Source organism: Gluconacetobacter sp. (assembly GCF_047721585.1).
In the GTDB taxonomy this organism is placed as follows: domain Bacteria; phylum Pseudomonadota; class Alphaproteobacteria; order Acetobacterales; family Acetobacteraceae; genus Gluconacetobacter; species Gluconacetobacter dulcium.
Genome location: NZ_JBDNXE010000168.1, coordinates 1 through 6,900 on the forward strand (window position 1 = coordinate 1; position 6,900 = coordinate 6,900).

At 61.0% G+C, this 6,900-nt stretch carries 7 protein-coding genes; 2 read left to right on the forward strand and 5 right to left on the reverse strand.

Annotated elements, in window-relative coordinates; genetic code table 11:
- Nucleotides 1-2,135, forward strand: a 2,135-nt coding sequence (locus ABF821_RS19080) for a hypothetical protein (protein ID WP_415531224.1), incomplete at its 5' end; no start/stop codon positions are given.
- A gap of 96 nt (nucleotides 2,136-2,231) precedes the next feature.
- Here the strand turns inward: ABF821_RS19080 and ABF821_RS19085 are convergent.
- The 3 genes from ABF821_RS19085 to ABF821_RS19095 all read right to left on the reverse strand — a co-directional run bounded on the left by ABF821_RS19085 (nucleotide 2,232) and on the right by ABF821_RS19095 (nucleotide 3,482).
- On the reverse strand, nucleotides 2,232-2,366 hold the full coding sequence (locus tag ABF821_RS19085) for a hypothetical protein (protein ID WP_415531225.1): 135 nt from the start codon (nucleotides 2,364-2,366) through the stop codon (nucleotides 2,232-2,234).
- Nucleotides 2,367-2,373: 7 nt separating this feature from the next.
- On the reverse strand, nucleotides 2,374-2,784 hold the full coding sequence (locus ABF821_RS19090) for a YceI family protein (RefSeq protein WP_415531226.1): 411 nt from the start codon (nucleotides 2,782-2,784) through the stop codon (nucleotides 2,374-2,376).
- A 167-nt stretch (nucleotides 2,785-2,951) separates the two neighbouring features.
- Nucleotides 2,952-3,482: a DUF2501 domain-containing protein gene (locus ABF821_RS19095; protein WP_182973790.1), complete on the reverse strand. Its 531-nt coding sequence runs from the start codon at nucleotides 3,480-3,482 to the stop codon at nucleotides 2,952-2,954.
- Between the two features lie 465 nt (nucleotides 3,483-3,947).
- On the opposite strand from ABF821_RS19095, the gene ABF821_RS19100 reads away from it, so the two are divergent.
- A complete protein-coding gene (locus ABF821_RS19100; RefSeq protein ID WP_114729090.1) occupies nucleotides 3,948-4,136 on the forward strand; it encodes a YqaE/Pmp3 family membrane protein in 189 nt (62 codons plus the stop codon).
- A 634-nt stretch (nucleotides 4,137-4,770) separates the two neighbouring features.
- Here ABF821_RS19100 and ABF821_RS19105 read toward each other — a convergent pair.
- Together ABF821_RS19105 and ABF821_RS19110 are read right to left on the reverse strand one after the other, a co-directional pair.
- Nucleotides 4,771-5,658: a prohibitin family protein gene (locus tag ABF821_RS19105; protein ID WP_220791750.1), complete on the reverse strand. Its 888-nt coding sequence runs from the start codon at nucleotides 5,656-5,658 to the stop codon at nucleotides 4,771-4,773.
- 735 nt (nucleotides 5,659-6,393) lie between these two features.
- Entirely contained in the window at nucleotides 6,394-6,816 is a 423-nt protein-coding gene (locus ABF821_RS19110) for a HipA domain-containing protein (protein WP_415531227.1), read from the reverse strand.
- Nucleotides 6,817-6,900 lie beyond the last annotated feature (84 nt).

Below are 6,900 nucleotides of genomic sequence, written 5' to 3' on the forward strand. Positions count from 1 at the left end.
GCCCCGCCCAATCCCCAGATCCCGACAGCCTCCCGCCCGAAGCGGGCATGGAGGTCCTGACACCCCTGCAACAGAATCGCATCGTCATGATGCGCAACGCGATAGATGGCGATTCTGCCTACAACCAGGGCGACGGCATCCCTCCCGCGATCCGCCTCTATACTGCCGGCGCGGTCGATTACGCCCTCGTGCGCAAAGGCATCCCTGGCGATTATGCCGAGCACGCCCGCCAACATTTCCAGGCCGTGCTCGACCTCCCTGACGGCCAGGGCCAGAGCCGCGCCGTCTGGGCCGCTTACATGCTCGGCCGCCTGCAACAGGAGCGTTTCTTCGCCACCGGCAATGCCGAGGCCCGCGCGGCGGCCGCGCACGCCTTCGCCCAGGCCCGCGCCCTTGCCCGGCAGGGCGCGCCCGATCCGCTCTCCCTCGCCGTCGCCAGCTACGGCGAACAAGCCCGATCCTATCTGATGGCCGCCGGGAGCGCCTGCGGCTGGAAAGCCTTCCTAACCAGCGCCCCCTGTGCCGATCATATCGAAGCCGCCAACCTCACGCACGCCATCGGCCTCTATGCCCAACAGGCCGCGCGCGGCGCCAGTGGCGGCGTCATCTCGCTGCAACTGATCGCCGCATGGGCCATGGCGGACCCGCGCCGCGCCCAGCGCCTGATCGAAGACCCAATCGGCCAGAAACTCCTGGTCGCCTATGCGCTGGCCCGCACCGGCGACATCGTCAACGACGACCCCGCCACAGCATCCGACTACGACGCACCGGACCGGGGCGGCCTCGGCTATCACGACGCGGCGCGCGGCCTTCGCGGCAATGACTGCCCCTACTGCACCGCAATCCGCACCATCCGCCCCAATCCGGCCATCGTCACTCTCGTCGATGCCATTCAGGCACGCGGACTCAACCACATCGCGCAGGCCGACCGCCTGGCCGCCCTGGCCTATCGCGGCGGCCGCTACGATCTGGCAAAAACGCTGGCCACCATGCAGCCCGGCCCGCTATCGCACTGGGTGCTGGCCAAACTGGCCATCCAGCATGGCGACCTCGCCGCCGCCTCCCGCCATTACGCCGACGCCGCCAAGGGATTTCCCACCCTCCATGACGATCTGGCACCGGAGGAAATCAGCCGCCTCCGCGCCGAGCAGGGCGTGCTGACCCTGTCCCGCGGCCAATATGTCGCGGCCTTCGATTGCCTCTACACCGCCGCCGCCAGCGCCGGCAGCCGCAGCGGCATCGCCTTCGATGCCGCCTACGTCGCCGAACGGGTGCTCACGACCGAGGAACTCCGCCATTATGTCGATGCGCACATCCCCGCCACGCACGGCCCGGCCATCCCCTGGGCGGCCCCGCCCGAACCCGATACGATCAGGATGATCCTCGCCCGCCGACTGGTCCGCGCCGGCCGCATCAGCGAATCCCTGGGTTATTTCCCCGAAGACAACGATCCCCGCTACGCCATCGACGGCAAACCCACCCCGTTCCGCACCTGGGCCAGAACCTACGGCAACGCGCTGCACGACGCGCAGCATCGCTGGACGGCAGTCGGTCGCGCCCAGGCATGGTTCACGGCGGCGACCATCGCCCGCACCCACGGCATGGACATCATGGGCACCGAGCAGGATCCGGATTATGCGGTCTTCCACGGCGGCTTCTCCATGGGCGCCGGCCGTACCGTCGCGGTTCTCGTCCCGCCCGACAACCAGCCGACACTCCCCATCACCCGAAAGGCCCGCACCGCCGCCGCCCTGCCCGGCCCGCTCGTCACCGAGGGCGAACGCACCCGCTTCGCCGCCAGCGAAGCCGCCCCCTACCGCCGCTTCCACTACCGCGCCATCGCCGTCGACCAGGCCGAAAACGCGGCCGACCTGCTCCCTCCTCGCTCTCAGGCCTTCGCCGCCGTCCTGTGCCAGGCCGCCGGCTGGGGCACGGGAGCGGATGCCGACCTGTACCACCGCTATGTCCGGCAAGGCGCAGCCGTCCCCTTCGCAAAGGATTTCGGCCGGCATTGCGCGGCACCCGATTTTCAATCCGCTGCCCTGGATTCTTACGCGCGGCCTTTCCAGCCGCTCCACCGATGGCTTCATCGGCACCTGATCATGCCGATCGCCGCGCTGATGGCGCGGCTGTAAAGGGGGTCTTCTTTTTCTGAAGAAAAAGAAGCAAAAAGACTTTTATACGTTCGAGAGCACGGCTGTCCGTTCACGCAAAACACCTGAACGGATCACCTATTTGAGCGTAATGACCGTCTCCGACCGAACCATCGGATCGACCGAATGCAGCAGCGTGCTGACACCCCACAGCCGCAGATCGAACGTCGCATTGCTGACGATCCGATGCAGCGTATTCCCCGAAAAGCGCATCTGGGTCTCAAACGTGACAGGATGCGCCTTCCCCCCGCATCGTCAACGTGCCGACAAGCTGGGAATGAACCTCACCGCCCACGATCCTCGGCCGGCACTCTCCCACATAACGCATGGTCGGATGCGCGTCGCTATCCAGCATGATGCCCGAGAGCATGACCTGTTTCATGACGGCACTGCCGACTTTCAGAGACCCGACATCCATGGTCAGGTTCACATGGCAGGTCTGCCGATCCAGATCATACTGCAACCGCCCGGACACGCCCGCGAAGCTGTCATCAATATCCGTCAGCGCCGACCGCGCATGCAATCGCGCCTCCGTATTTCCCGGATTCAGCACCAGCACCTGCGGCGCCGCGACCGCCACCCGCGCACCAAAAAAACCCATCGCCATGGCCGCCAGCAGAATGACGCACACGCCCCGTCCAGACGCCGCCAACCTCCCTGCCCATTCACAAAACCTGCCTGGACATGCGTGCTGGCGAGCGCGGGCAACGCACCATTCACCTCCCAACCCGCCAGCAATCCAGAAATCATGACCGGTGATGCCGCGCCGCACGGCATGCACCGGTCACGAAAACCGCATCAGTCGGCCAGCGACTGGCCCTTCTTGACCAGATCGCTGCACAGTTCGACCCGCTTGGACCGGTCGAGCGTGGAGATATCGAACGGCGTGCTGGTACCGGTCTGCAACAGACCCTGCCCACCGACCGAATAGAACTGGTCGTTCTTCACGTCATCACGCTTGACCAGCGCCCGCGCGGTGGTACGCGCCGTGGTGCCGTAGACGAGTTTCTTGTGAATGCAATACGTCACCAGACCGGCAACATTGCCCGCACTGGCCGAGGCCAGCGTCGGCAACCCGTTTTCGCCCAGCACACCGGGCGTCGCCGCAGTCGTCGAACCCGTCACGCCATTGACGATCTGCGCACCCTGCGTCGCAGGATTGGATGCCGGATCGACCGGCGACGTCACCGGCACACTGCCAGCCGGCGGGGTCGAGAGCGTCGTCCCGGCAGGCACCTGTGCCGGCACACCCTGCGCCCGCGCGGCCCCCACGACGGAAAACGCCAGACCACAGGAAACGGCAAGAGCGGCGAATCGATTCATCAGCATGGCAGAGCCTTTCAGCAAATCATTCAAACAACAACCCGAGACGCGACGCACGACAACCGCCTGATCACGTCATTTCGAGCCGTATAGTCCGAAGCCAAAACGCCTCAGCCAGCCAACAGTTCTATGCCATACTGCAACAATACCCGCTCCGCCGCATAGCGCGGCAGAACCGGCTCCCTTCACCTCAAGCAGACAAGGCCATCACCATCACGATGTCCGACATTACTTTCCGGCGGTTAATTATAGATGCGCGCCATGTTCCGCCGGCCCATCCCATGATTGTACCCGTTATCCACATGATTGTACACAGGGTCCCCTGTGGCAGGACCCAACACGTCACGCTGCAACGCCACCCCGGAACTTTCCTTTGGCTTGCGGCCGAAACGCACGCAGAATACATGGCCCAGGGTTTCCCCGTATCGCGAGGAAACTCATTGATCAACATTTCGCATAGAGACCATCCACATGCGCCTCCTTCTCGCTCTCCTTCTCCCCTGGCTTCAGTTTTTCACCATTGGCAGACCCATTGCCGGCATCATCTGCCTGCTTCTTCAGATTACGGTCATCGGCTGGATTCCCGCCGCAATCTGGTCGGTCTACGCCCTCAGCCAGTACAAGACGGACCAGAAAATCAAAAAGGCGATGCACGGCTGAACATCCCCCACACCGGGCGGGATCCAATGGCATCCCGCATCGGACCACAGACCGTCCAGAATACGAATCCCTGTGTCGTACCGCGGGGAAACTCCAATCCGACGCACACCTGTCATAAAACGACCGGCTATCGCGCGACGATGACAAACGTGAATGCCATTCCCGATACCCCGGCCTTCACTAAAATTCTTCGAACCGACCGAAACCGGAAAATGCAGCGATGTCTTTCTTAATGCGGAAGTGGATCTTTCCCACATCCGACGGCTCCCGACCGCCAGCACCCCGGACCAGGCTCCCGCCCCAGAAATCCCGATGCTCCATCGCGCATGTCAAAAAACCGCAGAAAGAGCAAACTCCGCAACCATCCTGGAAGATCATCCGTAAATTTCTGCAGGACCTCGGATTGGATACCAGATGCTTGACGCTGAACCGTCTGGAACAGAGAGCCCTGAAGGCGAATTTCAAAGACGATATGCACTATCAGAAAGAAAATGGTTAAGCATATCCTGACAGATAAGATGAATTCTCTATTTGCTTGTCAGGGCTCGGCCGTAAACGCGCGTTTACGGCCTTCTGCGGCAACCGGGGGGGGTGCAACCTCACCGGCCCGGCCGCGAAGCATCGCCCATCGCTTCTACGGCGAGATCGTACTGCCGATGAACGGTATCGGCGCACCCGCGCTCAGATAGGTCGGCATGGTGCCGTTCCACCGGTCCAGCGCCTTCTGCTGCAACAGCGGCTGCGTCAGCGATTGCGAGACCAGATTATTGGCCTTGGCCTGGGCCTGCGACGTCACCAGCAGGGCCTGCGCCTGCCCCTGCGCGGTCGCGATCGCCGCATCGGCCTGCGCCTTGGCCTGGACCACCTGCTGCTGTGCCGATATCTGGGTCTGCTGCAAGGTATATTGTGCCTGAAGGGCCTGCTGCTGGGCCACCTGCTTGGCTTCGATGGCCTGCTCATAGACCTGCGAGAAGGCAAAGTTCGATATATTCACGGCCTCGATACTCAAGTGGTATGGAAGCAGCGATTTGATCACCAGGTCCTTGATCTGCCCGTCAACGATATCTCGTTTCGTGATCAGTTCCTCGGCATTGTAATTCGCGGTTACCGCCTTCACGTCGTTGGAAACCGTCGGCCCGATGATACGGCTCCCCAGAATGTTGAAGGCCCGGAAATCCCGATAGAACCCCGGTGCGTCGGCCGGATTGATGTGAAAGGTCACCGAAACCGCGGTGTGAACGTTCTGCAGGTCATGGGTGGCCGCCCGCTCGTCGGAGGTCACGGTCTGCGGCTGTGTCGAGACAAGCACGATCTGCTGGTAGACAGGGATCGCAAAGCGCAGGCCCGGATTGAGCGGCGTGGGCTGCACCGAGCCAAAATTCAGCAGAACGCCACAATAGCCCGATGCCACCTGGTAGAACGGGTTCAAAATCAGAAGAACCACCAGCGCCAATACGGCCGCGATACCAACCCTGAAAATCCCGGACGAAAACAGTTCGTTCGACGTGTTGAATCTCATCATGATCTCCATGAAGCCAGAAGGCTTCGCACCACGCCCATTATTGCGCAGCCAAATCATATTGGAAATATGCACGATCCCCGTGATCGATTTTCTTTTCCTTCAAATAAAATCAGAGAAAATTCTGTAAAGAATAATATTCTACTTAACCAAAAAAAACATAGAAATAGCGTTTTCAAAAAATATTCAATTTTTTGAGGCCGACACGCTGAACCCCAAAGGAACGCGCAATCCGCTTCACTTGCGTGTCAGGCGCACCCGATCGGTCCATGACCACGACACGCACCACTGATCAGACCCGTCTCTCACGAGAGGCGATGGAGCACATTGCGCACGCAAAACTCGATCCCGGAGTGTGTAAAACGCAGCCGATCAAGTCCGGCGGGCACAGGCGGCCATGCGCGGGACAGAGCGTATCCAACCAGACCCCGAAGGCGTCTAACCCATCGTGATTTCTGGCTATAATTCTGCGTTTACTTAGAAAGCTATGGCGTCCCATAGGGGCTTCGAACCCCTGTTGCCGCCATGAGAGGGCAAAAATACATCAAGATCATATCGGAGATTTCTTTTTAACATACTGATGAAGCTGTATTATTTATGTCACCTGAAGGCACCCTTTGTCACCCTAAATCTTCCTCATCTGTGGTGCAAAAATGGTGCATGAATCCGCAATGCCAAGGCGCTTTCTTCCGCTGGGGCAATGCCCGCTCCAAGGGACGCGAACCTCGGCCGGGGGGGTTACGCGAAGCTCTCCAGACGTTTGGCAATCACGGCAAGCATTCTGCTCGCGGCGTCGCTCCCTGCCGCGCTTGCGGAGACGATCGCTGGAAGCTCGACCTTATCCAGCGCGCTCCGCAAATCTTCCACCACGCTGCCGATCAGCGTGTCAGCGTCGGATGCCCTGATCCCGGCCGTTGCCGCGAACACTTTGAAATCCACCCGGCGCAGACGGTCGTCCTTACCGTTGATCTTGAGCGCCATTCCGTCTCGCTCCAGTCCTGGGAATACCTGGGTCGTAACAGCATCATAGAGCGGGGCCAAACGGACAGATCCGAAGCAGCCACTCCCGGGATCCGAAACTTTCAATAGCGCGAGATTCTTCAGGTGCATGTCGCCGTCGGCAATAAGCCAGGCGAACAGGGCGCGCTTCAGCAGGAGCAAAGCGTTGTACCGGCCTCGGTTTTTGAGACTGAACCGCCCCGGGTTTACCGGAGAGTTTGTGGTTCAATAGTCAGGCTGCTTTTT